Source organism: Citricoccus sp. CH26A (assembly GCF_000224415.1).
Taxonomy (GTDB): Bacteria; Actinomycetota; Actinomycetes; order Actinomycetales; family Micrococcaceae; genus Citricoccus.
In genome coordinates this window covers 1-26,530 of the sequence record NZ_AFXQ01000026.1, presented here as the reverse complement: position 1 = coordinate 26,530, position 26,530 = coordinate 1, and the positions used below count along the sequence as shown (strand labels likewise).

Here is a 26,530-nt window from a genome sequence, read left to right as displayed (position 1 = left end):
ACCGTGGGAGGATGCCTGAGATTCCCGACGCCGTCCAGGACCAGACGCTGAGCCTCGCCCCCGGCTCCGAGCAGCCCCTCGACGAACCGGGTGCCGGCCTGCCGGTGCCCGCCGGCCCCGCCGTGGCGACGGGAACGGAGGAGCCGGCCGACGCCGTCGGGCGCATGCGGCAGGCCGCCACCCTGCGGTTGCCGCACCCGCGCCGGTACCGTGCCGCGCAGCTCAAGGGGATCCGGCGGATGCTGGAGGAGGAGGCCGACGCCATCTGCGCGGCCCTCGAGCAGGACCTCGGCAAGTCCCGCACGGAGGCCATGGTCACCGAGGTGCAGGCGACCCGCTCCGAGGTGGACCACGCCCTGCTCTACCTCACCGACTGGATGGAACCGCAGTCCGTGAAGGTCCCGCTGGCCTTCCAGCCGGCCAGCGCCAAGATCGAGGCGCGTCCGCTGGGCGCGGTGCTGGTCATCGCTCCGTGGAACTACCCGTTCCAACTGCTCGTCTCCCCGCTGGTGGCCGCCGTCGCCGCGGGCAATTCCGTGGTGCTCAAGCCCAGTGAGAAGGCCCCGGCCACGTCCGAGCTCATCGGCCGCCTCATCCCGCAGTACCTGGACCCGCGCTCGGTGGCCGTGGTGCAGGGCGGGGCCGAGACCGTCCAGGGGCTGCTGGCCGAGAAGTTCGACCACATCTTCTACACCGGCGGGGAGCGGGTCGGCCGGATCGTCTACGAGGCGGCCGCCCGGCACCTGACCCCCGTCACCCTGGAACTGGGGGGGAAGTCACCGTGCGTGGTGGCGGACGGGCGCAACTGGCCGGCCATCGCCCGGCGCATCGCCTTCGGCAAGTTCACCAACGCCGGCCAGACGTGCGTGGCCCCGGACTACGTGCTCGTGGTCGGCGAGGAGACCCAGCGGCAGCTGGAGAGGCACCTGCCGAAGGCCATCACCGAGTTCTACGGGGCGGACCCGCAGGCCTCCGCGGACTACGGTCGGCTCATCGACACCCAGCACGCCGAGCGACTCGCCGGCCTGCTGCAGGACGCCCTCGAGCCCGGGGAGGGGCGCGCCCCGGCGCGGCTCGTGCACGGGGGCCGTGCCGACGTGGCGGACCGGTACCTCGAGCCGACCGTGCTGGCGGACGTCTCCGCGGACAGCGCGCTGATGGCCGAGGAGATCTTCGGGCCCATCCTGCCGATCCTGCGCGTGGACACCGTGGAGGAGGCGATCGAGTTCATCAACGCCCGGCCGCATCCGCTGGCCGCCTACCTGTTCACGGACAAGCCCCGCTACCACCGGGCGTTCGAGGAGCGCGTGACCGCCGGCGGGATGGCCTTCGACGTCACGTTGCTGCACGTGGGCCTGCCGACCCTGCCGTTCGGCGGCGTGGGGCCCTCGGGGATGGGCTCGTACCACGGGCGTGCCGGGTTCGAGACGTTCTCCCAGCTGCGCCCGGCCCTGACGAAGACCGACCAGGTGGACACCCTCAAGGCCGTCTACCCGCCCTACACCTGGACCAAGCGCCAGGCGATCAAGCGCCTGCTCTGAGACTCAGGCGATGACCGCGTCCACGATCGCCTTCGCCTCGGCCTGGACCCGGGCCAGGTGCTCGGCGGAGACGAACGACTCGGCGTAGATCTTGTAGACGTCCTCGGTGCCGGAGGGGCGGGCGGCGAACCAGGCGTTCTGCGTGGTGACCTTCAGCCCGCCGATGGGCGCCTCGTTCCCGGGTGCCTCGGTCATCGTGGCGGTGATCCGCTCACCGGCCAGGGTGTCCGCGGTGACGTCCGCCGGGGACATCCGCTTCAGCTTGGCCTTCTGCTCCGCGGTGGCCGGGGCGTCGATGCGGGCGTACACCGGGTCGCCGTACCGCTCGACGAGGTCCGCGTAGTACCGGGACGGCGACTTGCCCGTCACCGCCCGGATCTCCGCGGCCAGCAGGCACAGCAGGATCCCGTCCTTGTCCGTGGACCACGGGGTCCCGTCGAAGCACACGAAGGACGCCCCGGCGGACTCCTCCCCGCCGAAGGCACCTGTCCCGTCCAGCAGGCCGGGCACGAACCACTTGAAGCCCACCGGCACCTCCACCAGGTCCCGGTCCAGCCCCGCGGCCACCCGGTCGATCATCGAGGAGGAGACGAGCGTCTTGCCGACGCCGGCCCCGGCCGGCCAGTCGTACCGGTGCCGGTAGAGGTAGTCGATCGCCACGGAGAGGAAGTGGTTCGGGTTCATCAGCCCGCCGTCCGGGGTGACGATGCCGTGGCGGTCGGCGTCCGCGTCGTTGCCGGTGGCGATGTCGAACGGGGCCGCCGCGTCCGCGGCCGGCCCGCCCGCGTCGGCGCCGGGACCGGACGCGGCACCGGCGTCGGGCCGCATCCGCCCGATCAGCGAGGCCATGGCGTTCGGGGACGAGCAGTCCATCCGGATCCTGCCGTCCCAGTCCAGGGTCATGAACGCCCACTGGGGGTCGACGTCCGGGTTCACCACGGTGAGGTCCAGTCCGTGGCGCTCGGCGATCTCGCCCCAGTACTCCACCGAGGCCCCGCCCATGGGGTCGGCGCCGATGCGGACCTTCGCACGGCGGATCGCGTCCAGGTCCACGACCTTCGGCAGGTCGGTGACGTAGCGGTCCCGGAAGTCATAGGTGCCCAGCGCCTCGTGGCGCCGCGCCTCGGCCAGCGGGATGCGCCGGACCTCCGCCAGGCCCCCGGCCAGCAGCTCGTTGGCGCGGTCCGCGATCCAGTCCGTGGCGTCGGTGTCCGCGGGGCCGCCGTGGGGCGGGTTGTACTTGAAGCCGCCGTCGGCGGGCGGGTTGTGGGAGGGCGTGATAACGATGCCGTCGGCCAGGCCCTGCCCGCGGGTGCGGTAGTCGTTGAGCACCAGGATGGCGTGGGAGACGGCCGGGGTGGGGGTGTAGCCGTTCCGGGAGTCGATCAGCGTGCGTACCCCGTTGCCCATCAGCACCTCGAGCGCGGTGTCCTGGGCCGGGCCGGACAGGGCGTGGGTGTCCCGGCCCATCAGCAGCGGGCCGGTGATGCCCTGGGCGGCGCGGTACTCGACGATCGCCTGCGTGATGGCGGCGATGTGGTCCTCGTTGAAGGAGGTCTTCAGGGACGAGCCACGGTGGCCGGAGGTGCCGAAGGAGACCCGCTGCGCAGGGTCCGCGGGGTCCGGATGCCGCTCGGCATAGGCCGCCAGCAGCGCGTCCAGGTCGACGAGGTCTTCGGGGAGGGCCACGGTGCCTGCCCGCTCGGCGGCGGGCGCAGGGGTCTGAGCGTTCATGGCACCACTGTTCCACGAACGCGGAACCACAGGTAGCCGACCGGTGAACATGACCGACGGCGCGTGGAGGGCCGGCAGGTGGTGCTGGGGTACGCCCTACCGTTGTCACCCGGTCCCGGGGAGCGCAAAATCGGGTCATGTCCACAGCACGCGTGACCGGGGACGGCCTCACGGTGGCAGGTGCCGCCCCGGGACCGGACGTCGTTCCCGCCCCGGTCATCGCACCCGCCCCGGCCGTCGCACCCGTTCCCGCCGCGGACGCCGACATCCGCGGGACGCTGTTCCCCATGGACGAGTACGCCCAGCGGCTGCTGTCGGTGCGCGAGCGGATGGACCGGCAGGGCCTGAGCGCCCTGATGGTCGTGGACCCGGCGAACATCTTCTACCTCACCGGTTATGACGCGTGGTCGTTCTACACCCCGCAGGTCCTCTTCATCCCCCTGGACGGGCCCATGCTGTTGTTCCTGCGGGAGATGGACGCCCTGGGGGCCTTCCGCACCAGCTGGCTGCCCATGGACCAGGTCCTGGGTTATCCGGAACGCTACGTGCACCAGCCCCGGATCCACCCCTTCGACTGGGTCGCCGACGCCCTGCGTCGGCGCGGTCTGGTCGAACCGGCCGCCCGGGGAGGCGTGGGCCTGGAGATGGACGCCCACTTCTTCGCGCCGAAGGCCTACCAGGCGCTCCTGCGGGGGATTCCGGAGTGGTCCCTCGTGGACAGCTTCGAGCTGGTCAACTGGGTGCGGGCGGTGAAGTCGGATGCCGAGATCCGTTACATGCGCCTCGCGTCCCGGGTGACCACGGTGTCGATGCAGGAGGCCATCGACGCGATCGAGCCGGGTGTCCCCCAGAACCTGGTGGCCGCGCACATCGCCGCCGCCCAGGCCGCGGGCACCGAGGACGCGTGGGGTGACTTCCCTGCCATCGTCCCGATGCTGCCCACCGGCGGGTCCGCGGACACCCCGCACCTGACCTGGTCCAATCGCGTGCTGCGGGAGGGTGACGCCGTGGCCGTCGAGCTGGCCGGGGTCCACCGCCGGTACCACGTGCCCCTGGCCCGCACGGTCGTGCTCGGCACGCCCTCGCCCGAACTGCTCCTGCTGGAGGAGGCGGTCGGAGCCGGGTTGCAGGACATCCTCGACGTCACCGCCCCCGGCGTCCCCGTCCGGGAACTGTCCCGGACGTGGATCCGGACCCTGGCGGGGTACGGGCTGGAGAAGCCCAGTCGCCTCGGGTATTCCATCGGGGTCGGCTTCCCGCCGGACTGGGGCGAGCGCACCATCAGCATCCGTGCCGAGGACGAGAACGTGCTGGCCGAGAACATGACGTTCCACCTGATCTGCGGGATGTGGATGACCGGCTACGGCTACGCGGCCTCGGAATCGATCCGCATCACGGACACCGGCGTGGAGACCTTCACGCAGTTCCCCCGGCTCATCCTGAGGAAGTGAGCTCCGCGCCCGGTCGCGCACCACCGGGTGGCCGGGGCGGCCCGGCTGGTTGAATAGGCGGCAGGGGCCGACGAGACGACCGTCCGGCCGGCCCGGGACCGCAGGAGGAACACCGATGTCGCTGCCCCGTTGGGTGCACCTGGGCCACCCGGGCCGGATCACGGACATGGGCGGGGGCGCATGCGGGGGAGCGGACGGTGTCGCGGCCCCCCGCCTGATGCGTGCCGCCACCGCCTCCCACGGTTCGGCGGAGCCCATGCTGGAGGCTCTCGGGGACCTGCCGGCCCAGGCTCTGCCCCGGCCGGGCGGCGGGGACACCCGCGCCCTGTGGGAGCTCCTCGCCTCCGTGGCCGCGGTGGACCTGGTGGCCGCCCGCGTGCTCGAACCCCACCTGGACGCCGTGGCGATCCTGGACCAGGCCGGGGTGCCGGTCCCGCGCGGTGTCCTGGGCGTCTATGCCTCCGAGTCCGGGGGGCAGACCCCCGTCGCCCACCGGACCCGCCCCGGACACGACGACGGCCCCGGCGCCTGGGCGCTGGGTGGCACCAAGCCGTGGTGCTCCCTGGCCGGGCGCTGCTCGGCCGCCGTCGTGACCGCCGCGCTGCCCGACGGCGGCCGGCAGGCCTTCCTCGTGGACCTCCGCCGCCCCGGCGTGCACACCGGGGCGGGCAGCTGGCCCGCCCTGGGGCTGGCCGCGATCGACAGCGGTCCAGTCACCTTCGAGGCGGTCCCGGCCCTGCCGGTGGGCGGCCCGTCCTGGTACCTGGACCGGCCCGGATTCGCCTGGGGCGGGATGGGCGTGGCCGCCGTGTGGTTCGGCGGTGCCGTGCACCTGTACCGCACGCTGGCGGCCTTGGCGGCCCGCCGCGAACCGGACCAGTTCGCGCTCGCGGCACTGGGGCGCGTGGACCGGCTGCTGGCCTCGGTGTCCGCCCAGCTGGCCGCGGCCGCCGACGCCATCGACGCCGGCGACCTGACCGGGACCGCCGGCGAGCTCGAGGCGTACCGGCTGCGGGGCACCGTGGCGCAGGTCTGCACCGAGGTGATCGACGTCGTCGGGCAGGCCACCGGCCCCGGGCCCCTCACCGGGGACGGCGACCACGCCCGGGCCGTGGCCGACCTGCAGGTCTACGTCCGCCAGCACCATGCCGGGCGCGACGATGCCCGGCTCGGCACCCTGATCCTCACGGCGGCGCGGCCATGACGTTCTCGCACCTGGACGCCGGGACGCCCGAAGGACACTGGCAGGCCGCCGGGGTGTCCGGTGTGCGGGAGGCCCCCGGTCGCGGACGGCTGGCGGCGGGCACGTTGCTGGTGGTCGTGGCCGCCCATCCCGATGACGAGACGCTGGGCGCCACCGGGCTGATCCGCTCGGTGCTGAACGCCGGCGGGAGCGTGCGGGTGGTGATGGCCAGTCTGGGGGAGCGGTCCCATCCGGACTCCCCGACCCACGCCCCGGAGCAGCTGATCGCGGTGCGCCGGGCCGAACTGGCGTCCGCCCTCGAGGCGCTGGGGACCGGCCACCGGGACCGGATCGAGCTGGTGGAGCTCGGCCTGCCGGACGGGGACGTGGCCGCGCACACGGTCCGGGTGCGGGCCGCCGTCGTGGACCTCCTGGACGGGCACGCCGGGCCGGCGATGCTGGCGACCCACTACCGCGCCGACGGGCACGCCGACCACGACGCCCTCGGCCACGCGGTGTCCGCCCTGGCCGCGGACCGGGGCCTGGACCTGTACGAATTCCCGATCTGGTTCTGGCACTGGGCCGACCCCTCGCGCGACCCGGACTGGCGGGACTGGGTGCGCTGGCCGCTGGGTGCGGAGGACCGGGCCGCCCGCCTGGACGCCCTGGCGGCCCACGCCAGCCAGGTGGAGCCGCTCTCCCCGGCTCCCGGGGACGAGGCCATCCTGGGTCCGGGGATGCTCGAGCACTTCGTCGGCCGGTCCTTCGACGTCTACCGGCACACGGCGCCGGAGGACGCTGCAGGGGCCGGCCCGTCGTCCGCGTCGTCCGCGTCGTCCGCGTCGTCCCCGTCGGCCCGGGCGACCGAGGTCTTCGACCGGCTCTACCGTGAGCGGGAGGATCCCTGGGGGTACCGGAGCAGCTGGTACGAGCGGCGCAAGCGGCTGGTGACCCTCGCGGCCCTGCCGCGCGAGCGCTATGGCACCGTCCTGGAGGCGGGGAGCTCGATCGGGGTGCTCACCGGTGACCTGGCGGAGCGCGCCGAGCGGGTCATCGGCCTGGAGGCGTCGGGCGTGGCGATCCGGGAGGCCCGCCGGGCCCTGGCCGGGCGATCTGGGGTGACCTTCGAGCAGGTGGTGCTGCCGGACCAGTGGCCGAACCGGCTGCCCGGTGGTGGCCCGGCCGACCTGGTGGTGCTCTCCGAGATCGGGTACTTCCTCTCCGCCCCCGAACTGGAGCGGTTGCTGGACCACCTCGAGCGGTCCCTGGCCCTGTCCGGCCACCTCGTCTCGTGCCATTGGCGACAGGAGGTGGAGGGATGGCCACTGGACGGGGACGAGGTCCACGAGAGGGTCGCCGCAGACCCCCGGTTCCGGCTGGTCTCCCGCCATCTCGAGCAGGACTTCGTGGTGGATGTCCTCACCCGTGCCTCCGCCGCGGACAGGGTGGCCGTGGTGGTCCCGGCACGCAACGAGGAGGACCTGCTGCCGGGGTGCCTCCAGGCGCTGGCCCGGGCGGCCGACCGCTGGGAGGAGGTCCACGCGCAGGGGTCCGTCCAGGTGGTGGTGGCCCTGGACGACTGCACCGATGCGACGGCGCACCGGGCTGAGGCCGTGGTGGCGGGTGATCCCCGCTTCCACGTGATGGACCTGGCTGACGAAGCGTTCCCTGCGGGGGCGTCGGCCTCGGGGCCCTCGAACGTCGGCCGCGCCCGGGACCTGGGCCTGCGGCGGGCGGTGGAGCGGTTGTCCCGGTCCGGGGGGGCACAGCGGACCTGGGTGGCCAGCACGGATGCGGACACCGTCGTTCCCCCGGACTGGCTGGTGGCCCAGACGGTACTGGCCGCGCGGGAGGACGGCCCGGTCGTGGTCGCCGGGACGGTCGGGCTGGATCCCTCCGGGGTGGACCCGCAGGTGCTGCGGCGCTGGTTGCGGGACTACACCCACGGCGAGGACCACGGGCACGTCCACGCAGCCAACCTGGGCCTGTCCTGGGAGGCGTACGAGCGCCTGGGGGGCTTCCCCCACACGGCCGAGCACGAGGACGTCGCGCTCGTCGAGGCCGCGCGGGCCGCCGGGGTGCCGGTGCTGTCCACGGACCGGATCCGGGCGGTGACCTCGGGCCGCACGACCGGGCGCACGGCCGGCGGTTTCGCCGGTTACCTGCGGGGACTGGTCACGGACGGCGGGTGATCACGTCGATCAGCGCGTCCAGGTCCGGATCCCGGCGCCGTCCGTCCTCGTCGTAGCTCACCGACCCGTCACCGCACGTCACCGTCCACTGGAAGGCGTCACGCACCCGTCCTCTCGCCCCCTGGCCGGGGGACGGCCCGGATCCGGGCCGGTCGGGGTGCCGGGAGGCCTCCCCCGGGCGCCCGGCCGGGGCGAGCCCGGAGATCCGGCGGGCGGCCCGCGCGGCCGGGGTGCCGTCGTCGGGGATCCGCGCCGTCCAACGGCGCACCATCCCGGCCACTCCACCCGACCGCGACACCGTGACCTCGAGCATGCCCGGTGCCGGGTCCGGCGTGCTGATTGCGCGGTCCTCGGTCATGACCCCAGCCTAGGGAGCGGAGGCCCCCTCGGTCAGTACCCCCACCTGCGCCCAGGACTGCCGGACGATCCGGGCGACCTCGTCCCCGAACCGGCCCTGGGCGGCCGCCACCGTCGCCCGGGCGAACCCGGCGAAGTCCACGTCCCGCGGCAGGTCCTGCGAGGTCACCACGTCGAACCAGACCTGCCCGGCCCGCTCCCAGGCGTGACCGCCCAGGGACCTGGCCGCCAGGTGGAAGGCGCGGTTGGGGATCCCCGAGTTCAGGTGCACCCCGCCGTAGTCCTCCCGGGTGACGATGAACCGGTCCATGTGCTCGGGCTGCGGGTCGCTGCCCAGCCGCGGGTCGTCGTAGGCGGTGCCGGGCGCCGACATCGAACGCAGCCCCCGGGCCCGGACGCCGGCCCCGAACACCTCCGCGCCGATCAGCCACGTCGCCTGTTCCGCCGTGTGGCCCCGCACGTACTGGTCCACCAGCGCGCCGACCACGTCCGCGAAGGACTCGTTCAACGCCCCCGACTGGCCCTGGTAGTCCAGGTCTGAGGCGTATTGCATCACGCCGTGCGCCAGCTCGTGGCCGATGACGGACAGCGAGGGCGTGAACCCCGTCAGGACCTCCCCATCGCCGTCGCCGAAGACCAGGCGCCGCCCGTCCCAGAACGCGTTGTCGTAGCGGTGGCCGTAGTGCACGGTGGCCCGCAGCTCCCGCCCGAGGCCGTCCGGCGAGGACTGCCGGAAGACCTCCGTCAGGAACCCGTGCACCGAGCCCAGGCCGTCGTAGGCCTCGTTCACCGCGGTGTCCGCCACCGGCGGGGCGCCCTCCGAGCGCACGACGACGCCCGGCAGCTCCTGCGTGCCGCGCGCGTCGGAGATGTTCCGGTCCAGGGTGCCGCCGGGGGTGGAGACACCCCCCTCCGGCCGGATCCCCCGGTGACGGCGCTCGCGGACCTGGTGGTCCAGGTCCCGGACCGCGTCCGCCTGCCGGCCGGGTGCCCCGGGTTCCGCGCCCCGCGGCGGACGGTGCGGCGGCGGGAGGAACGGGCTGGCCGGCGGCGGAGGCTCCGGTTGCCGCGGGAGGTGCCGGGAGAGCTGCTCGAGCATGTACGGAGGCACGATGCAGTGCCGGCGGTGACCCGGCGGGCCGGGGACCGCCGCCCCTGCGGTCGTCTCACAGGCTGATGTCATCGAATCCCCCCAGGGCCCGCCAGCGCCGCGCGGCACCGGCCCCCGGACCCGTTCACCCTGGGCCTCGGCGGGGACGCGATAGCGATCGGCCGCGGCGAGCTGGCCCATGTCCAGGCCCGTCAGTTCGCCGATGTCCGCCACCGGGACCTGGAAGGTGCGGAAGGGACCGGGCCCGGGCACCTCCTCACCGGCGCGCAGCCCGCGGACCAGGATCCGGTCCAGTCCCTCGCCCTGGTCCAGCAGGTACCCGGTCGAGGCGAGCGCCCCCAGGGCCGGCTGCTGGTTCCAGGCCACGATCTTGAAGAACCGGCGGGGGATCCGGAACTCCCCGCGGTACTCGGGGTCGTCCTCGGCGAAGACGCAACCGGTGAAGACGCTGATCCGCTGGCCGGCGGCCCGGGCGTGCCCCAGCACGTGGTCCTCCAGCCCGAGCCACAGCTCCTGGGACTGGTTGAAGTAGGCGGCCTGGGGGGCGCACACGGTGTAGTGGAAGGTGTCGAGGTTCGCCAGGCGGGCGGTGGCGCCGTCGCCCCACGCCGGGTCGCGACGACGGACCAGGTGGCCGCGGTCCAGGTCGTTGCCGGCGTAGAGTGCCTCACCGGCCTGGTGCTCCTCGGGCAGTCGTTCATCGAACCGCCAGGCGTCCCCGCGGTCCACGTCGAGCAACTGGGTGCCGTCGACGTTGACCGCCGTGATCGCGGCCAGCCGGCGGTCGGTGTCCTGATGGACGGAGAAGTGCACGTAGTCCAGGACCGCCAGGCGCTCGTCGCTCGGCACCGGCACCGCGGCGGTGGTGACCAGGAAGTCCGCGTCGTAGCCGTTGCGGACGCCGACGTCCGCGGTGGCGTGGGATTCGACCATGTAGTCATGCAACCAGCCGGCGGGGTCCACGGGAAGGGCGGGGACCGAATGCCCGCGCTGGAGACCCTGTGGAGAACCCCGCTCCTCGTCCGGGGTGTTGCCTACACTGGACCCATGGCCGACCGGAATGACCAGGGACAGCACTCGGACGCGTACCGCCCGTTCGACGACCCCAAGCATCCCTCCTGGTACACGGACCCGGAGGCGCCGGGCGGTCCGTCCACGCCGCCGCCCCCCGGCAGCTCCCCGGCCCCCGGAACCCCTACGCCGACCAGCCACTGGCCGGTCCCTACGGCGACGGCCAGCCCCAGTACCCGATCCACGGCGGGTACCCCGTGGTCGCCAACCAGCCCGGCCGTCAGGACCAGCCCCGCCCGGTGCAGAACCCCTACGACGTCAACCATGGCCAGGCGGGGGGCTATGGCGGGTCCGGTGCCTACGGTCAGGGCGGGATGCAGCCGGGCCGCAGGGGCGGGGTGCCGTATCCGGGCGGTGAGCCCCGTCCTGCAGGACTGGGCATCACCGCGATGGTGCTGGGCATCGCGGGCGTGGTGACCTTCGGTTTCCTGGCCGTCCCGCAGCTCCTGGCGATCGTGTTCGGTCACCTCTCCCTGGCCAGGGAACCCCACGGCAAGGGGTTCGCCGTGGCGGGGCTGATCATGGGGTACCTGGTCACCGGCCTGTGGGTCCTGATGATCATCGGTTTCATCGCGTTCGGGGCGATTCTCGGATAGTCGGGGCGGCTCAGCCCAGCAGGTACTCCAGGCGGGCCGCCAGGGCCAGCAGGTGCCCCTCCGTGCCGGGGCGGCCGATGGCCTGCACGGACCAGCTCAGGCCCTCCGCGTCCCGGAGCACCGGGACGGAGACCGCCGGCAGGCCCATGACGTTGACCATCGAGGTGTACGGGGTGAACCGGCACTGCAGTGCGTAGTCCTCGGCCGGGGGCAGGGACGTGAAGGTCCCGATCAGCGGTGGCGCGAAGGCCAGCACCGGGGTCAGCACCACGTCGTGGGCCGCCAGCTGCCGACGGGCGTCCGCGGCCCAGCGGGTCAGCCGGTCCACGGACCCCGCCAGTCGGTCGGGGGTGTAACCACGGGCCAGCTCCAGGAAGTAGGCGGCCAGGGGCCCGAGCAGCGGCTCGGCGTCCCCGGGCAGGGGAGCCTCCGTGAGCGCCGCCGTCCAGACGGTGCGGAAGTCCTCGTGATAACCCGGCGCGTAGTCCAGGTCGGCCTCGGCCACCTCGTGACCGTCCCGATCGAGGGCCGCGGCGGCCCGGGTCAGGGCGTCGAGGGCGGGCCGGGCCAGCGTGATCTCCAGGTCCGGGGTGAATGGGGAGGCGGTGGAGTAGCCGATCCGCAACCGGTCCGGCTCCGTCCGACGGGCCCGCGGCAGGCTCCGCCCCTCGCCCCGGGGGCCCCCGAGCATGGCGTCGTAGAGCAGGGCGGCGTCCGCGGCCGTGCGGGCCAGGGGGCCGGACACGGACAGGTTCCGCACCGAGTCCTCCTGCCGGTCCGTGGGCACGGCGCCGCGGCCGGGCTTGAGCCCGACCAGCCCGCAGGCCGCGGCCGGGATGCGGATGGACCCGCCGCCGTCGGTGCCGGGCGCGAAGGGCAGCATCCCGGCGGCGACGGCGGCCGCCCCGCCCCCCGTGGACCCGCCCGCCGTGCGCTCGGGGTCCAGTGGATTGCGCGCCCCGCGGGAGATGAGGTTCTCCGAGTGGCACGGCAGCCCGAACTCGGGGACGGTGGTCTTGCCGAGGGAGATGCCCCCGGCCGAGTGCACCGCGGCGGCCAGCGGGTCGTCCTCGCCGGCCGGCGGGGCGTCGACGGCGGTCCGCGAACCGAAGGTGGTGCGCATCCCGGCCACGTCCACGAGGTCCTTGAACGCCAGCGGCATGCCGTGCAGTGAGCCGACGGGACCGGAGTCCCGGAACCGGCGGTCCAGCTGGTCGGCACGGGCCAGGGCGGCCTCGGGCTCGACCGAGATGAACGCCCCCAGCTCCGGGTCGCGCAGCTGGGTGACGTCGAGGAAGTGACGGGTGGCGTCCGCGGCGGAGACCTCTCCGGCGGCCAGGGTGTCGCGCAGTTCCAGGGCGGTCAGGCGCGCCAGGTCAGGGGTCCGGACGGGGTGGTTCATGGCGTCCACTGTATCGAGGGCCTACTCCGGGACCTCCGCGGGGCCCGGCCGCTGCATCACCAGGGCCACGGTCCGCAGGGAGAGCACGAAGCCGGCGAACAGGACGATGTAGCCGAACGCGGTGTGCCAGGTCATGTAGCTGGTCATCGCCGGGCCGCCGTCGCCGAAGGCCAGCAGGACGATGCCGCCCAGGACGCAGAACCCGGCCAGGATCGCCACCACCACCTGCTGGAACAACCAGGTGACGTACTGCCGGTCGTCCTTGTCACCGAGCAGCCGGACGTTCACCGAGATCCGACCGCCCTGCAGGTCGTCGGCGATCCGGTTCAGCCGCCGCGGCAGCTGGGCGGCGATCGGGAGCACCTCCAGCAGCGCCGTCGTGGCGGTGTCCTTCAGCGAACCGGGCGTGAACCGGTCCTTCAGCAGGTCCGCGCCCAGTGCGCGGGCGGCCTGCACGACCTCGAGGTCCGGGTCGATCAGCCCGAGGGTGCCCTCCATGCCGCCGAGGGAGCGCAGGGCCGCGGCCACCTCCTTGGGCACGGCGAACCGGTGGTCGAGGATCAGCCGCGTCAGGGAGCCGAACAGCTTGGACGCCGAGCCGCCGCGCAGCCCGCCGCGGTAGCGCACCAGCAGCTCCCCGACCTCTCGCTCCAGCGACCGGTCGTCCAGGCCCGCGGGACGTCCGAGCAGCTCGACCAGGGAATCGCCGAGCAGCCGGGCGTCATTGCGCTCGATCGAGGCGAAGACCATCACCAGTTGCTGCTGTGAGCGGGGGTCGAGCCGGCCGACCGTGCCGAAGTCGAGCAGTCCCAACCGGGTGTACTGGGCCTCGCCCAGGAGCATGACATTGCCCGGATGCAGGTCGGCGTGGAAGATGCCGTCGTCCATGATCTGGCGCATCACCGAGTTCGTCAGCTCCTCGGCCAGGCGGTGCCGGATGGACGGGTCCAACCGGTCCAACCGGGCCTTGGCGCGCCCCACGGGGACGCCGGGCAGGTAGTCCATCACGAGCAACCGCCGCGAGGAGTACTCCGGGTAGACGGTGGGGACGGTGAGGTTGTGGTCCGTCACGGCCGCGGCCATGTCCCGCATGTTGGCCTCCTCGACGTGGTAGTCGAGTTCCTCGGCCAGCGAGCGGGTGAAACCTCGGCCGAGGTCCAGGATCCGCAGGGACTTGCCCCACGTGGTGTTGAGCTGCAGCCACCGGCAGATGCGCACCACGATGTCCGTGTCCCGCATGACCTCCTCCACGGCGCCCGGGCGCTGGACCTTCAGGACCACCTCCGTGCCGTCCTGCAACCGGGCGCGGTGCACCTGGGCCACGGACGCCGAGGCCAGGGGCGCCTCGTCCACCCACGCGAAGACCTCCAGCGGGTCCCGGCCCAGCGAGCGGGACAGCGCCCCGCGGATCGAGTCCCAGGACTCGGGGGCCACCTCGGACTGCAACCGGGACAGCTCCCGGATGAAGTCCTCGGGCAGCAGGTCGGTGCGCGCCGAGAGGTTCTGGCCGAGCTTGACGAAGGTGATGCCCGCATCCTCCAGGGCCCGGCGCAGCGCCCGTGCCGTGCCCGCCCAGGAACCCTCGCCGTCGTCGGAGGGCCGGCCGAAACCGCGCAGGTTGGCGCCCAGCCCGTGGCGCAGGAACACGCCGACCACCTGACGGTAGCGCCGGTTCCGGGCCCAGGTGCTGCGCAGCCCGGCGGACCACAGGACCGGGTTCGGCAGCATCCCGGTGGGGATCACCATCTCCAGGATCATCAGCACGGCGGTGCCCAGCCCGAAGATCCACAGCAGGGCGATGAGGATCAGCACCATCGCGGCCGGGGCGGAGACCCCCGACAGGGCACCGGAGGCGTCGGTCCCGGCGACCTGGGTGATGACGGCGTCGAAGACGACGTTGGTGCTGAGCACCATCAGCAGCGCCACCAGCACCGAGCGGAACCAACCGACCGGCACCCCCAGCACGCGCCGCACCGCGGTGGCGATCAGCCAGGCCACCAGGACGAGCAGCACGAGGCCGAAGACGGCGCCGAGGGTGGACCCGACCCAGTAGCCGACGGTGCCCAGGTCTCCCAGAAAGGTCTCCACGGGCACACCCTATTAGGCTGGGGTGTCATGAGCATGTTCGAAACAGTCAGCGTGGACGACGTCCCGGAGAACGCAACCATCCTCGACGTGCGCGAGGACGACGAGTTCACCCTCGGCCGGGCCGCCGGGGCCCTGCACATCCCGCTGGGACAGTTGCCCGAACGCATCGAGGAACTGGACCCGGACACCGACTACTACGTGATCTGCCGGACCGGTGGCCGGTCCATGCGGGCCTCCGACTTCATGGTCAACCGGGGCTACTCGGCCATCAACGTCGCCGGGGGCTCGGGCGCCTGGCTGGAGTCCGGCCGTCCCATGGAGGCGGACGGCGGCGCCGAGCCGTCCGTCAAGTGAGCCGCGCCGCCGGGTCCTCGGCCGGGGAGCCCGGCGCCGGCACCGCCGGGGGAGCGCGTCCCCGCTACGTCTACCTCGGCCCCGAGGGCACGTTCACCGAGGCCGCGCTGCGCCAGGTCCCCGGCACCGACACCGCCCAGTGCGATCCGGTCGGTTCCGTGATCACCGCGCTGGCCCAGGTCCGGGACGGCTCCGCTGACTTCGCGGTGGTGCCGATCGAGAACTCCGTGGAGGGCGGCGTGAGCGCCACCCTGGACGACATCGCCAGCGGGGACGCGCTGCAGATCCGCCGTGAGATCCTGGTGCCGATCAGCTTCGTGCTGGTGGGGCGCCGGGACATGGAGCTGTCCGCGATCCGCTCGGTGGCCACCCACAGCCACGGCTGGGCACAGGTGCGTAACTGGGCCGCCGCGCACATCCCGCGGGCCGAGTTCATCCCCGCCTCCTCCACCGCCGCCGGCGCCCGGGGGCTGCTGGACGACGAGACCTCCTACGACGCCGCCGTCTGCGCGCCACTGGTGGCCGCGCAGACCGGGCTGCCCGTGCTGGCCTCGGCCATCGAGGACACCGCCGGGGCCGTGACACGGTTCGTCCTCGTCTCCCGGCCGGGGGCGCTGCCGGCGCCGACGGGCTCGGACAAGACGACCGTCGTCGTGCCCCTGCCGGACGACCACCCGGGCGCGCTGATGGACATCCTGGAGCAGTTCGCCGCGCGCGGGATCAACCTGTCCCGGATCGAGTCCCGGCCCACGGGGGCAGGGCTGGGCAGCTACTTCTTCTCCATCGACCTCGAGGGGCACCTCGTCGAGGAACGGGTCTCCGCCGCGCTCGCCGCCCTCTACCGGATCATCCCGCAGATCCGGTTCCTGGGCTCCTATCCCCGCGCCGACCACCGCCGGTACACGGTCCGGGACGACGTCACGGACGAGGCCTACCGCACCGGCCAGGCCTGGGTGCGCGGGATCCTGGGGCGGACCGCCGGGGACTGAGGCCCGCCGGGAGCGCCCGGCGACGCTACCGGGGTCCGGTCAGGCGTGCTGTTCCGGCACCGACTCCGGCTTCATGACCGGGGCCGCCGCCGAGTCCGGCACGTCCGAGGCCGGCACCTGGATGCGCAGCGTGTCCGGGCGGACCCGGGCGTCGAAGGAGCGCAGCTCGCCGATCGCGTCGCCGTCCAGCTGGGCGATCATCGGCTCGTGCAGGACCACGCGGCAGCGCGTGGCCTGGTGGGTCTCCATGACGGGGATGGCGCCCCGGGACTTCGTCAGTGTCTTCGCCGCGATCCGGATCCAGTCGCCCACGTGGCGGGGGAGAGCATGACCACGTCCAGCAGGCCGTCGTCGAACCGGGCCTCCGGGACGAAGTCCACGCCCGCGGTCAGCTCCCCGCAGTTGGCGATCATCACCGACCGGACCTTGCGGCGCTGCGGGGCGCCGCCGTCGATCGAGATGGAGATCTCCTTGCGGTGGCCCGGCAGGTGCCGCATCCCGGCCTCGCCGTAGGCCAGCCAGCCGGCCTTGACCTTGAGGTCGTCCCGGGTGTCCCCCATGACCTCGGCGTCGATGCCCGCCCCGGCGATCACCAGGAAGGTGTGGCGCAGCGTGGTGCCGTCCGTGGTCTCCGCCCTCAGGTCGATGGTGTCGATGTCCCGCCGCGTGCCGTGGATGGCGGTGTTGATGCAGGCCTCGAGATTGTCGATCGGCAGCCGCAGGTTCCGCGCCAGCAGGTTGCCGGTGCCCAGCGGGATCACCCCCAGGGTGGCGTCCGTGCCGGCCAGCTCCTCGGCCACGGACCGCACGGTCCCGTCCCCCCGGCGGTCAGCACGACGTCGGCCCCGTCGGCCACGGCGTCGCGGGCCATCTGCCGTCCCGGGTCCTCCACGGTGGTCTCGTAGACGGCCAGCTCCGGCAGGCCGGCCTCCTGGACGGCGGCGGCGACCTTGCGGCGCACCGTGTCCGCCCCGGCCTTGGAGGGGTTGAGCACCAGGGCGATCCGCCGGGGGTGCTCCAGGGCCCGGGACACCAGCGGGGCCTCGGCGATCTCGCTGACCTGGCCGTCGAGCGCCTGGACCTGACCGGTGAGGGCGGCCATCCGGTCCGGGAGGGTGCCGACGTCCCCCTTCAGGGACGTCACGCTGCCGTGCAGTTCGTCCATCCGCCCGTGCAGGCGGCGCTGACCGGTCCACAGGCCCATCACGAAGGCCAGGGCGGCGAGCACCAGGACGAGTGCCACGAGGGCCAGGATCAGTTCTGCAGGCATGGGGCGAAGTCTACGGGGCGCGCGGGTGGGGGCCGCTAGGCTGGTGCGCGTGATCGACGTCAAGCACCTCACCGAGAACCCGGACCTCTACAGGGCCTCCCAGCGCGCCCGCGGAGCCGACGAGTCCCTCGTCGACCAGATGCTCTCCGCCGATGCGGGCCGCCGGTCCTCGATCGCCGCCTTCGAGGAGTTGCGGGCGGAGCAGAAGCTCTTCGGCAAGAGGGTGGCGGCCGCCCAGGGGGAGGAGAAGCAGGCCCTGCTGGCCGAGGTCAAGGAGCTGGCCGCCCGCGTGAAGGCGGCCGAGGCCGAGGCCAACGAGGCGCAGGCCGAGCTGGACCGCCTGCAGCGGCTGTTCCCGAACCTCATCGAGGACGGCGTGCCCGCCGGTGGCGAGGACGACTTCACCGTCCTGAAGACGGTAGGCACCGTCCGGGACTTCGCCGCTGACGGCTTCACTCCTCGGGACCACCTGGAGATCGGTGAGCTGATCGGGGCGATCGACATGGAGCGCGGCGCCAAGGTGTCCGGCTCCCGGTTCTACTTCCTCAAGGGCGTCGGGGCCCGGCTGGAGATCGCCCTGATGCAGGTGGGCCTGGACCTGGCGGTGCAGAACGGGTTCATCCCGATGATCACCCCCACCCTGGTCCGTCCCGAGACCATGCAGGGCACCGGTTTCGACGTGGAGCACGACGACGAGATCTACAAGCTCGAGCGCGACGACCTGTACCTGGTCGGCACCTCCGAGGTCTCCCTGGCCGGCTACCATGCCGACGAGATCCTGGAGCTGGGCAACGAGCCGACCCGCTACGCCGGCTGGTCCACGTGCTATCGCCGGGAGGCCGGTGCCGCGGGCAAGGACACCCGCGGCATCATCCGGGTGCACCAGTTCAACAAGCTGGAGATGTTCATCTACACCACGCAGGACCAGGCCGCCGAGGAGCACCGCCGGCTGCTGGACTGGGAGGAGCAGATGCTGGCCAAGGTCGAGCTGCCCTACCGGGTGATCGACACCGCCGCCGGCGACCTCGGCATGAGCGCGGCCCGCAAGTTCGACTGCGAGGCCTGGGTGCCCACGCAACAGACCTACCGCGAGCTCACCTCCACGTCGAACTGCACCACGTTCCAGGCCCGGCGGCTGAACATCCGCGAACGGCTGGTCAACGAGGACGGCTCCAAGGGCGGCACCCGGATGGTCGCCACCCTCAACGGGACACTGGCTACCACGCGGTGGCTCGTGGCCATCCTGGAGAACCACCAGAACCCGGACGGCTCCGTCACCGTCCCCGAGGCCCTGCGACCGTACCTGGGCGGCCTCGAGGTCCTGCCGGTCCTGTAGACCCCCGCGGGTGGACGCCCACCGGTCACGGGTGGTGTTCACGTGCTGGACACCGGACGGCCGGGGCTGGTCTACTGGCTGTCCGCACCATCTGCTTGACTGGGGACATGATGAATAACAGGAAGGCCGGCACCGAGGACCGGCACGAAGAACGGGATGCGGACACCGGATCCCTGCAGACGCTGTACCACCCGCCGTCGGACATGACCACCTCCGGGTACCGTCCGAACGGCAACGGGAAACGCAAGATGGTGTGCCTGGACGTGGACGGCACCCTCGTGGACCATGACGGCCACATGCACGACGAGGTCCGCGAGGCGGCCCGGGACGTCGTGGCCGCCGGACACCACGTGCTCATCGCCACCGGACGCTCGCTGGGCGCCACGTTGCCGATCATCCAGCTGATCGGCCTGGAGGAGGGCTACAGCGTCTCCAGCAACGGCGGGGTCACGCTCCGGCTGTCCGCCGCGCTCGAGGACGGCTTCGAGGTCATCGACCGCCGGACCTTCGATCCCGCCCCGGCCCTGCGGGCCCTGCGGCACCGGCTGCCCAACGCCAAGTACGCGGTGGAGGACGACCAGGGCCGCTTCCTGTCCACCGAGCGCTTCCAGGACATGAGCTTCGGCGTGGTGGCCGAGGGCGTCACGTTCGAGGAGATGATGCGGTCCAGCGCCACCCGCCTGGTGGTGTTCTCCACCGACTCCTCGGCCGAGGAGTTCGGCGAGGCCGTCGAGTCCATCGGCCTGCAGGGCGTCACCTACTCGGTGGGCTGGTCCGCGTGGCTGGACATCGCCGCCGCGGGGGTGTCCAAGGCGTCCGGCCTGGAGGCCCTGCGGGACCGTCTGGGCGTGCACATCGATGACACGGTGGCCGTGGGCGACGGGCGAAACGACATCGAGATGCTGGCCTGGGCCGGCCGCGGGGTGGCCATGGGCCAGGCGCCGCCGGAGGTCATGAGGGTCGCGGACGAGGTCACCGGCCACGTCGAGGAGAACGGGGCCGCCGCGGTCCTGCGCTCACTGCTCGACTGACGGAGCGCGGCGGGTCGACCCCGGGGGCGCGCCCGGTCGCTGACTCCCGCCGCCCCAGCTCAGGGGCGGATCGCCTCGGGGCCCTCGGCCAGGCCCAGGAGCCTCGCGGCGGCGGGGCGACACGCGTGCTCCTCCGTCCAGAAGGAGCGCTGCACCGCCTTGGACACCGCCTGGACGGTGATCCCGAGTTCGGCGGCCGCGAGCTTCTGCTGACCGCGCACGCCGGGGACCAGCAGGTCCAGCACGGCCCACTCGGCCTCGGTCCGGGTCAGCACCAGTTGTCCCACCAGGCGCAGCACGGCCTCGGCCTGGGCGGCCGTCTCGACGTGGGGACCGTCCACGGACACGGGCACCCGGACCCCTGCCTTGGCCGCCTCCTCGACGGCCCGGCGGGCGTGTGCCAGGCCCGGCCCGCCGACCTCGCGCAGGTCCTGCGTGTCCGGCAGCACCCCGGGCCTCACCGGCCCGTCCGGGTCCGCGGGGTCCACCGTCCCCACGGACCCGACCCCGATGCCCACGTTCCAGCGCCGCTCCCGCAGGGCCCGCAGGGCGGCGTCCACCGCGGCGGCGGGGTCGGCCACGATGCCGATGGCCTCATCGCCCACCGAGCGCTGGAACGGCAGCACGGTGCGCACGGGGCGCAGCGCGCGCAGCAGGTCGTGCACCATGTCCCCGACCTCCCGCGAATCACGCTGGTTGATCGTCAGGACGTACATGGAGGGGGTGGATCAGCCCTGGCGGCCCTGGGGGACGTCGGCCTCGGGACCCTCCTCGGCGGCCGGCTCGGCCTCCTCGGTCTCCACCTCGCGGCCCTGCGGCTCGTCGGTGGGGGTGTGCTCCCCGGCGGCGTCGAAGCGCTCGATCGAGGCGGCCAGCTCGGCCTCGGCGGCCTCGCGGCCCTCCCAGCCCTCGGCCTTGACCCACTTGCCCGGCTCGAGGTCCTTGTAGCGGATGAAGAAGTGCTCGATCTCCTGCTTGAGCCACTCGTCGATGTCCTCGAGCTCCTGGATGTGGTCGAAGCGCTTGTCCGAGGGGACGCAGAGCAGCTTGGCGTCGCCGCCGCCGTCGTCGGTCATGTTGAACACGCCGATCGGGCGGGACTCCACGATCACGCCGGGCACCAGGTCGAAGCCCGGCAGGAAGACCATGGCGTCCAGCGGGTCGCCGTCCTCACCGAGGGTGTTCTCGAAGTAGCCGTAGTGCGTGGGGTACTGCATCGACGTGAACAGCACGCGGTCCAGGCGCAGTCGGCCGGTCTCGTGGTCGAACTCGTACTTGACCCGCGAGGCGGCCGGAATCTCGATGGTGACGTCATGGTTCATGTCAGCAGGCTCCTTGGAATGCATGGAGGGCAGGATGGGAGCCGCGCCGGGGCACGGCATCTGGAAACAAGGGTATCCTCCGGTCAGGCGCGTCCGGTTCCGGCCCGCCCATCGCCGCGAGCGTGACGCACGCACCCGTACGCCTCCCAGGAAGCCTGACCGTGACCTCTCGACCCCCACGACACCGGCCCGCCGTGCGCGCGATCCCGCGCACCCTGGGTGCCGCGCTGGCCCTGCTGCTCGCCGGCACCGTGACCGGTTGCCAGGTGCAGGACGCGCAGACCGGTGCCGCCCCGTCCGGACCGACGCCGGCGCTGGCCGTCTCCTCCACGATCACCGCGGGTGCCGCGTCCTCCTCGACGTCCGCCTCGTCCCCGGCCTCCGCGTCGGACCCGTCGTCCCCCGCCACCCCGACCTCCAGCTCGTCTCCGGGCCGCCCCGCGGCCACGGGTCCCCAGGGCGCCAGCGAAGGAGGGCCCACGCTGGCCGCGGTGCTCGGGCTGTCGGGCCTCACCGCGCTGCTGGACCCGATGCCGGACCCGGAGGCTCTCGCCCCCGCACTGGACGAGGCGCTGGCGGTGTCCTCGGGCACGCTGTCCGCGGCCGTCGTGGACGTCCTGACCGGTGAGGTCCTCTACGACCGGTCGGCCGACGAGCCCGCGGTGCCGGCCTCCGCGGTCAAGATCCTCACCGGCCTCGCGGCCCTGGAGGTCCTGGGCCCGGACCACCGCTACACCACCGGCGCCGTCGCCCTGCCCGGCCGCGTGGGAGACCAGGACGTGACCCACGTGGTGCTCGACGCCGGCGGTGACGTGCTGCTCGGCACGGGGAGCAACGCGACGTCCGTCGACGGGCGGGCCGGTCTCGGGACGCTGGCCCGGCATGCCGCCGAGGAGCTCGCCACGCGCGGCACCTCCGGGACGGTGACCGTTCGCCTGGACGACTCCGGGTACACGGGCCCGAAGGCCTCCCCGGACTGGAGCCCGGACATCGTCCCCTCGGGCAACGTCTCCGCCGTGCAGCCGATCGCCACTCACGGCGGGCGCCCCTCCGCGGGCACCGGCACCAACCGCCTGCACGACCCGGCACTGTACGCGGCCGAGGTCTTCCGCGACCACCTCGCCCGCCACGCCCGGGACCTGGACATCGGGATCCGGGTGTCCGACTCCGTCGGGCGCCTGTCCCTGAAGGGGCGCGGCAGCGAGCTGGCGAGCGTGAGGTCGGCCACCGTGGCCCAGCAGGTGACCCACATGCTCAAGACCTCGGACAACCAGGTGGCCGAGGCCACCGGCCGCAACCTGGCGCTGGCCGCCGGGGAGGACGGCAGTTTCGACGGCGCCTCCCGGGTCATCGAGGAGGCCGTGTCCGGGCTGGGGGTGGACACGGCCGGTCTGGACCTCGTGGACGCCTCGGGGCTCTCCGGCAGGAACCGGGTCTCCCCCCTCCAGCTGACCGAGTCGCTCGGGATCGCCGCCGGGGATCCCGGGCTGGAGGCAGCGGCCACCGGACTGCCGGTGGCCGGCAAGGAGGGCACCCTCGAGCACCGGATGGTCGGCACACCGGCCCAGGACGTGGTCCGGGCCAAGACCGGGACGCTCAGCTCGGTGGCCTCGCTGACCGGCACGGTGAGGACCGCGGACGAGAGGCAGCTGGTGTTCAGCTTCATCGCCAACGACCAGCCGGGCGTCCTGACCGACGCCCGCTTCGCCGTGGACCGTGCCGCGGTGCTGCTGGCCGGTTGTGGATGCCGCGCTGACGCGGCCGACCCGGGGTCGTAGGGGCATGGGCCAGGTGATCGCGGGCCGGTTCGAACTGGCCGACCACATCGCCTCCGGGGGGTCCGGGTCGATCTGGGCCGCATGGGACCGGCGCCGCGAGCAGTGGTGCGCGGCGAAGGTGCTGCGGCACAAGGACTCCGGTGAGCTGCTGCGCTTCGTGCGCGAACAGGGCATCCAGCTCGACCACCGCCACCTGGCCACGCCCTACGGCTGGGCGGCCGAGGACGCGGACGTGGCGATCTCGATGCCGCTGGTGGCCGGTGGCACCCTGGAGACCGCGCTGGGCGATCACGGCGCGTTCTCCTCCGCCCTCGCGGCCCGGATGCTGCTGCAACTGCTGGACGCCCTGGACCACGTGCACCACGCCGGTTGGATCCACCGGGACGTCAAGCCGGCGAACATCCTGCTGGAACCCACGGGGGAGGGCATGCCGCACCTGCGGCTGGGCGACTTCGGGATCGCCGTGCGGGAGGACGATCCGCGGTTCACCACGCTCGGGTGGGTGAACGGCACTCCCGGCTACCTGGCCCCCGAGGCGATGGACCTTGCGGCCCCGGCGCCCGCTCAGGACCTGTACGCGGCCGGCGTGGTGGCCCTGCGCATGCTGGACCCCACCGTGCGGGGTGAACGGGGGCTGGAGGCCGCCGCCCTGGACCCGCGCCGGACGCTGGCCCGGATCGAGGGCGTCGACCCCCGGTTCGCCTCCGTGGTGGCCGGGTTGCTCGACGAGGACCCGGGCGACCGCGTCGCGGCCGCCGAACGGGCCCCACGCACCCTCGACGTCCTCGCCACCCCGCAGACGGGGACCGGCGGGTACCTCACGGCCGCGGGCGAGCCGTTCGCGGTGTTCCGCCAGGTCGAGGCCGGTGGGACGACCGGGATCACCGCGGACCGGGCCGGGATCGGCCAGTCCGCGGATGCGGCCCCGGCGCCGGGCCCGACGGCGGCTCCCGGGCCGTCCGCGGACACCGCGCCCCGGGTGCCCGCGCCACCGGTCAGGACCCCACGGGTCGGCAGCCCGCGGCCGACGGGCCAGGCGGCGGAGGCCGGCGGGGATGGCGGGGACCGCGGCCGGGGTGTCGGCACCCTCCTGCCGTGGACCATGGTGCTGCTGGGGGTCGTGGCCCTCGTGGTGGCCGCCGTCCTGCTCCGGCCGGACGGTGGGCGCGCGGGGCCGGGGGCCGAGCAGGGCGCCGGGGCAGATCAGGGAGCGGGGGCCGAACAGGGTGCCGTGGCGGAGCCGACGTCACGGGGCACCGCCACCGCGCCCTCGGCGAGGTCCTCCCCGGCCTCTGCCCCGGCGCCGACGCCACGAGGTGGAGGCGCCACACCTTCGGCGAGGTCCTCCCCGGCCTCCGACCCGGGGTCTCCGGCGCCGTCGGGACGGTCCGGGACGCCGGTCATCACCAGTTCCGTCCGCGCCGGGGACGACTGCATCGCCCTGGAACGCGGACTGGTGGTCACCGGCGCCGACGGCCGGCGGCTGGTGTGCGTGGAGGACGCCGGGGGCCTGGTCTGGGAGGCCGACGACTGAGCGGCGGACCCCTGGGCGTCGGGTCACCCGGAGTCCCCGGTGAGACCCGACGCCCAGGGGCCCGGGACGCCCAGGGCCTGACGTTCAGGAACCGCCCGTCCTCAGGCGCGGCGCCGGCGCAGCAGCAGCCACGCGACGCCGGTCAGCACGGCGCCCAGCCCGACTCCGCCCAGCAGGGCACCGAGCTCGGTGCCGGACGGGAGCCACCCGCCGTCCCGGGCGCTCGCGGCCTGGGCGTCCTCGCCGTCCGGGGAGCCACCGGCGGCGAGGGCCTGCTCGTCCTGGGCCGCCGCCAGCCACTCGGTCGCACCGGTGGGCTCGCCCGAGAGGGACACGGCCAGCTCGTAGCGGAACGGCTCGGTCCCCTCCCGGCCCCCACGGGCCTCGGAGCCGGTGACGACGATGTAGTAGTCACCGGCGAACCGCAGGGCGCCGTAGGAGTAGGAGCCGTAATTGTCCGCGCTCACCGGCACGGCGGTGGACCGGGTGAGGGTGGCCCCGTTGTCCATGTAGGAGATGCCCTGGTCCCCCAGCATCCGGGGGTCCCCCAGCAGGGGGTCGTGGGCCGCGGTCCGGATCTCGCGGACGCGGGACTGCTGGTTGTTGCCGGACGAGAGGCGGTAGCTCAGGCGCTGGCCGTACTCGACCGGGATCCGGAAATAGGCCGCCTCCCGGGGCTGCAGCTCGGCGGAGAAGACCTGGTCCGCGGTGATCTCGGTGGCCGTGCCGAACGACCGCCCGCCGGTGATGGGCGTCGCCTCACCGGTGACCGTCACGGACTCCGGCGGGAGGTCCTCCGAGGGAGCCTCGGCCAGCCCGGACTCGTCCACCGGGGGCTCCACCCAGAACCGCAGTTCCACGGCCACGGGGTCGTCCGCCAGCCACTCACCGCTCCGGCTCACCTGGGCCACGACCACGCCGGACTCATCCTCGAAGCATCCGTAGGAGCCGGCCTCCATGGGATCGGTGGCCGTCTTGGCCACCGGCACCTCACCGGTCGTCATCGAGACGTTGTCCGCGACCGGGGGCCCGCACCGCTCGCCCTGCAGGTTCACGAACTCCACGCTGAGCTCGGCCCAGTCGGTGCCGCGCGCGTCGGCGAGGGGGTCGGCGGCCAGGACGGCCGCGGCATGGGCCCGCTCTCCCTCCTGGAGCGCCGGCAACCGGTAGAACCGGGTCGAGGCCGTCGGTGAGGAGGCCTCCTCACTGGTCTGCAGGGTGTCCCGGTAGAGGCCGGGTTCCACCTCGACGGCGCCGGCCAGGCTCTCCCCGCCCGTGACCTCGGTGCCCGAGGGCTGGTACGGGGTGGCCTGGGCGGCGGGCGCGGAGCCCTCCCCGGTGGTGGCCGCCGGCGTGGCGGCCAGCACCGGAGCGGCGGCCCAGGCCGTGAGGGCCAGGGTGAGGCCGAGCGCGGCCAGCGTGCGGGGGGACGGTTGCCGGTGCTCATCACCGCGGTCCTTCCTGATCGGTGCCGTAGCGGTCGGTGGGGTACTGGCTGCCGGGCCCGGGGACGCGGGGTGCTGCTGCGTGGTGGCCGGAGCCGCCACGGGCCGCCGTCGGGTGAGGACCAGGGCCGCGGCGCCGATGAGAGCGCTGCCGGCGAGGCCGGCGAGGAACCACGGCCAGGGGTTGTCCCCGGCCGGCTCGGTCAGCCCGGTGGCGGTGGCCTCCGCCCCGCCACCACCCTCGTCCGGTTCTCCGGCCGGCGTGGCGCCCGCGGTGGCCTCGCCGGCCTCCGCGTCGTCCTGCTCTCCCGCGTCCTGCTCGGAGTCCGGATCGACCACCCGGCCCGCCCCGGGCTCGGCGATGAGGGGGCCGTCCTGCTCCTGGCCCGTCACCTCGAGCGCCAGCTCATAGGGGAAGGGCTCCCGGTTGCGGTCATCGCTGTACTTGTCCGCGGAGACGACCACGTAGTAGTCACCGGAGAGGTAGGCGTCCTGGCCGTGGACGCCGTCGTGATTGTCCATGCTGACGGAGACCGGCATGTTCAGCGTGGCGGTCTGGCCCGCCGGACGACGATGCAGGCGCCGGTCACCCTTCATGGTGACGGGCCCGCGGACGCTGGAGAACACGCTCACGTCCACGGAATCGGGTCCGGCGCCCTCCGAGGCACCGTTGGCGGCGCGGACGTTCAGCCGCTGCCCGTAGCCCACGTGCACCCGGTAGTAGCGCGCCTCGTTCGGCATGACC

General features: G+C 73.5%; 21 protein-coding genes and 1 pseudogene. 11 read left to right on the top strand and 11 right to left on the bottom strand.

The window, feature by feature from the left end; genetic code table 11:
• Nucleotides 1-11 precede the first annotated feature (11 nt).
• Nucleotides 12-1,541 carry an aldehyde dehydrogenase family protein gene (locus CITRI_RS0113220; protein WP_010145353.1) on the top strand — a complete coding sequence of 510 codons (1,530 nt, stop codon included), beginning with the start codon at nt 12-14 and terminating at the stop codon, nt 1,539-1,541.
• Between the two features lie 3 nt (nt 1,542-1,544).
• On the opposite strand, the gene pgm is transcribed toward CITRI_RS0113220, so the two are convergent.
• Entirely contained in the window at nt 1,545-3,275 is a 1,731-nt protein-coding gene (gene pgm / locus CITRI_RS0113215) for a phosphoglucomutase (alpha-D-glucose-1,6-bisphosphate-dependent) (protein WP_010145352.1), read from the bottom strand.
• 137 nt (nt 3,276-3,412) lie between these two features.
• Between pgm and CITRI_RS0113210 the strand changes: the two genes are divergently transcribed.
• From CITRI_RS0113210 to CITRI_RS0113200, 3 genes are all read left to right on the top strand, one after another.
• Nucleotides 3,413-4,726 carry a Xaa-Pro peptidase family protein gene (locus CITRI_RS0113210; RefSeq protein WP_083843450.1) on the top strand — a complete coding sequence of 438 codons (1,314 nt, stop codon included), beginning with the start codon at nt 3,413-3,415 and terminating at the stop codon, nt 4,724-4,726.
• A 115-nt stretch (nt 4,727-4,841) separates the two neighbouring features.
• On the top strand, nt 4,842-5,930 hold the full coding sequence (locus CITRI_RS0113205; protein ID WP_010145350.1) for an acyl-CoA hydrolase: 1,089 nt from the start codon (nt 4,842-4,844) through the stop codon (nt 5,928-5,930).
• Nucleotides 5,927-8,101: a PIG-L family deacetylase gene (locus tag CITRI_RS0113200; RefSeq protein WP_010145349.1), complete on the top strand. Its 2,175-nt coding sequence runs from the start codon at nt 5,927-5,929 to the stop codon at nt 8,099-8,101. Before CITRI_RS0113205 ends, CITRI_RS0113200 begins: the two co-directional genes overlap by 4 nt.
• On the opposite strand, the gene CITRI_RS17755 is transcribed toward CITRI_RS0113200, so the two are convergent.
• On the bottom strand, nt 8,085-8,459 hold the full coding sequence (locus tag CITRI_RS17755; protein WP_010145348.1) for a hypothetical protein: 375 nt from the start codon (nt 8,457-8,459) through the stop codon (nt 8,085-8,087). The genes CITRI_RS0113200 and CITRI_RS17755 overlap by 17 nt on opposite strands.
• A 9-nt stretch (nt 8,460-8,468) precedes the next feature.
• A complete protein-coding gene (locus CITRI_RS20305) occupies nt 8,469-10,502 on the bottom strand; it encodes a M4 family metallopeptidase (RefSeq protein ID WP_010145347.1) in 2,034 nt (677 codons plus the stop codon).
• Nucleotides 10,503-10,837: 335 nt separating this feature from the next.
• Here CITRI_RS20305 and CITRI_RS18545 point away from each other — a divergent pair, with 335 nt between their 5' ends.
• Nucleotides 10,838-11,236 carry a DUF4190 domain-containing protein gene (locus CITRI_RS18545; RefSeq protein ID WP_010145346.1) on the top strand — a complete coding sequence of 133 codons (399 nt, stop codon included), beginning with the start codon at nt 10,838-10,840 and terminating at the stop codon, nt 11,234-11,236.
• Between the two features lie 10 nt (nt 11,237-11,246).
• Here CITRI_RS18545 and CITRI_RS0113180 read toward each other — a convergent pair whose 3' ends face one another.
• Nucleotides 11,247-12,638: an amidase gene (locus CITRI_RS0113180; protein ID WP_010145345.1), complete on the bottom strand. Its 1,392-nt coding sequence runs from the start codon at nt 12,636-12,638 to the stop codon at nt 11,247-11,249.
• Between the two features lie 21 nt (nt 12,639-12,659).
• The gene (locus CITRI_RS0113175; RefSeq protein ID WP_141566116.1) at nt 12,660-14,726 is read right to left on the bottom strand and encodes an AarF/ABC1/UbiB kinase family protein; all 2,067 of its coding nucleotides are present in this window, start codon (nt 14,724-14,726) and stop codon (nt 12,660-12,662) included.
• 27 nt (nt 14,727-14,753) lie between these two features.
• Here CITRI_RS0113175 and CITRI_RS0113170 point away from each other — a divergent pair, with 27 nt between their 5' ends.
• Together CITRI_RS0113170 and pheA are read left to right on the top strand one after the other, a co-directional pair.
• Nucleotides 14,754-15,080 carry a rhodanese-like domain-containing protein gene (locus tag CITRI_RS0113170; protein WP_029139318.1) on the top strand — a complete coding sequence of 109 codons (327 nt, stop codon included), beginning with the start codon at nt 14,754-14,756 and terminating at the stop codon, nt 15,078-15,080.
• Nucleotides 15,077-16,069: a prephenate dehydratase gene (gene pheA, locus CITRI_RS17745; protein ID WP_010145342.1), complete on the top strand. Its 993-nt coding sequence runs from the start codon at nt 15,077-15,079 to the stop codon at nt 16,067-16,069. The genes CITRI_RS0113170 and pheA overlap by 4 nt, the downstream gene beginning before the upstream one ends.
• A 39-nt stretch (nt 16,070-16,108) precedes the next feature.
• Here the strand turns inward: pheA and CITRI_RS17740 are convergent, their stop codons facing one another.
• The 3 genes from CITRI_RS17740 to CITRI_RS19700 are packed head-to-tail and all read right to left on the bottom strand — an operon-like array spanning nt 16,109 to nt 17,339.
• On the bottom strand, nt 16,109-16,318 hold the full coding sequence (locus CITRI_RS17740) for a hypothetical protein (protein WP_141566115.1): 210 nt from the start codon (nt 16,316-16,318) through the stop codon (nt 16,109-16,111).
• 26 nt (nt 16,319-16,344) lie between these two features.
• Nucleotides 16,345-16,878, bottom strand: a complete 534-nt coding sequence (locus CITRI_RS19705; RefSeq protein WP_010145340.1) for a diacylglycerol kinase family protein — start codon at nt 16,876-16,878, stop codon at nt 16,345-16,347.
• The gene (locus tag CITRI_RS19700) at nt 16,827-17,339 is read right to left on the bottom strand and encodes a hypothetical protein (RefSeq protein ID WP_010145338.1); all 513 of its coding nucleotides are present in this window, start codon (nt 17,337-17,339) and stop codon (nt 16,827-16,829) included. The genes CITRI_RS19705 and CITRI_RS19700 overlap by 52 nt, the downstream gene beginning before the upstream one ends.
• A 49-nt stretch (nt 17,340-17,388) precedes the next feature.
• On the opposite strand from CITRI_RS19700, the gene serS reads away from it, so the two are divergent.
• Nucleotides 17,389-18,675 carry a serine--tRNA ligase gene (gene serS, locus CITRI_RS0113155; protein WP_010145337.1) on the top strand — a complete coding sequence of 429 codons (1,287 nt, stop codon included), beginning with the start codon at nt 17,389-17,391 and terminating at the stop codon, nt 18,673-18,675.
• Nucleotides 18,676-18,878: 203 nt separating this feature from the next.
• A complete protein-coding gene (locus CITRI_RS0113150) occupies nt 18,879-19,706 on the top strand; it encodes an HAD family hydrolase (RefSeq protein WP_029139317.1) in 828 nt (275 codons plus the stop codon).
• Between the two features lie 59 nt (nt 19,707-19,765).
• On the opposite strand, the gene CITRI_RS0113145 is transcribed toward CITRI_RS0113150, so the two are convergent.
• Together CITRI_RS0113145 and CITRI_RS0113140 are read right to left on the bottom strand one after the other, a co-directional pair.
• On the bottom strand, nt 19,766-20,422 hold the full coding sequence (locus CITRI_RS0113145) for a hypothetical protein (RefSeq protein ID WP_010145335.1): 657 nt from the start codon (nt 20,420-20,422) through the stop codon (nt 19,766-19,768).
• A 12-nt stretch (nt 20,423-20,434) separates the two neighbouring features.
• The gene (locus tag CITRI_RS0113140) at nt 20,435-21,028 is read right to left on the bottom strand and encodes an inorganic diphosphatase (RefSeq protein ID WP_010145334.1); all 594 of its coding nucleotides are present in this window, start codon (nt 21,026-21,028) and stop codon (nt 20,435-20,437) included.
• A gap of 161 nt (nt 21,029-21,189) precedes the next feature.
• Between CITRI_RS0113140 and dacB the strand changes: the two genes are divergently transcribed.
• Nucleotides 21,190-22,806 (top strand): D-alanyl-D-alanine carboxypeptidase/D-alanyl-D-alanine-endopeptidase, encoded by a 1,617-nt coding sequence (gene dacB / locus CITRI_RS17730; RefSeq protein WP_141566113.1) that lies wholly within the window; start codon nt 21,190-21,192, stop codon nt 22,804-22,806.
• A gap of 4 nt (nt 22,807-22,810) precedes the next feature.
• Nucleotides 22,811-24,340, top strand: coding sequence for a serine/threonine-protein kinase (locus CITRI_RS18535; RefSeq protein WP_010145332.1), 1,530 nt, complete (start codon nt 22,811-22,813; stop codon nt 24,338-24,340).
• A gap of 101 nt (nt 24,341-24,441) precedes the next feature.
• Here the strand turns inward: CITRI_RS18535 and CITRI_RS19695 are convergent.
• A pseudogene (locus CITRI_RS19695) lies at nt 24,442-26,530 on the bottom strand (hypothetical protein); the annotation flags it as partial.